This window comes from Dyella sp. SG562, from assembly GCF_011759495.1.
GTDB lineage: Bacteria > Pseudomonadota > Gammaproteobacteria > Xanthomonadales > Rhodanobacteraceae > Dyella_D > Dyella_D marensis.
This window is the reverse complement of the sequence record NZ_JAAOYS010000031.1, coordinates 1-1,225: the sequence shown is the minus strand read 5'-3', so window position 1 is coordinate 1,225 and position 1,225 is coordinate 1. Positions and strand designations below refer to the sequence as shown.

Genomic DNA, 1,225 nt, shown 5'->3' with positions numbered 1-1,225 from the left:
GGCGGTTTCAACGGGTCAATGCAACACCCATAGTGTTGATGACCGGGAGAGGCGATGAGCAAGGCAGGATCGACCGCAAGGCGGCTGAACGCGGAACAGAGGAAGCGGCTATGGAGCCAGTGGCGGCAAGGCGACTCGATCGCCGAGATCGCGCGTAGCCTGGGCCAGTACCCGGCGTCCATCCGTTGGATATTGAAGACCCACGGAGGCATCTCTCCCCGGGAGCGACAGCGGTCTGAGCGGACCTTGAGCTTGGCCGAGCGAGAAAGTATTTCGCGTGGATTGGCCCGGGGCCAATCATTGCGACAGATCGCTCGGGAGTTGGAGCGGCCGGCGTCGACGATCAGCCGGGAGGTCAAGCGCCATGGCGGGCGAGAGCACTACCGCGCCGAATCGGCGGATAGGCGAGCCTGGCAGAATGCGCAACGTCCCAAACGTTGCGTGCTGACTAGCCGGCCCAGGCTGCAGCGGGTGGTGGCCACCAGGCTCAAGCGGAACTGGTCGCCCGAACAGATTGCACGATGGCTCAAACGAACGTATTCCCACGACGAGACGATGCGCGTGTCGCACGAAACGATCTACCGAAGCCTGTACGTCCAATCGCGCGGCGCCCTGAAGAAGGAGCTGGTGTCGCATCTGCGCTTTGAGCGGCTGATGCGGCAATCCAAAGCGGCAAGAAGTGGAGATGGCCGCGGAAAGATCCTAGATGCGGTATCGATCAGCGAACGGCCGGCCGAAGCCCAGGATCGCGCGGTACCCGGTCATTGGGAGGGCGATCTGCTGTCAGGCAGCCATAACAGCCATATCGCCACGCTGGTGGAGCGTCAGACGCGCTACGTGATGCTGGCGAAGGTATCCAGCAAGCAGACGCAGGAAGTGGTGGGGGCGCTCAAGCGCGTGATCGGCAAACTGCCCGCCGAACTGCGGCGATCGCTGACCTGGGACCGGGGCAAGGAGCTGTCGCGGCACAGGGACTTCAGCCTGGCGACCGACATGCAGGTCTATTTTTGTGATCCCCAGAGTCCTTGGCAGCGCGGAAGCAACGAGAACACCAACGGATTACTGCGGCAATATTTCCCCAAGGGTATGGATTTGACGTCCTTGACCCAGGCGCAGTTGAACAAGGTCGCGCGTGAACTCAATGAACGGCCACGCAAGACGCTGGGCTTCTTGACTCCGGTCGAGAAGCTGCGGGAAGTTGTTGCATCGATCGGTTGAAACCGCC

1 protein-coding gene is annotated in these 1,225 nt (G+C 61.9%); it reads left to right on the top strand.

The features are described from left to right. Positions 1 to 54: 54 nt before the first annotated feature. Entirely contained in the window at positions 55 to 1,218 is a 1,164-nt protein-coding gene (locus FHW84_RS23025) for an IS30 family transposase (RefSeq protein ID WP_167258832.1), read from the top strand. The last annotated feature ends 7 nt before the right edge of the window (positions 1,219 to 1,225 follow it).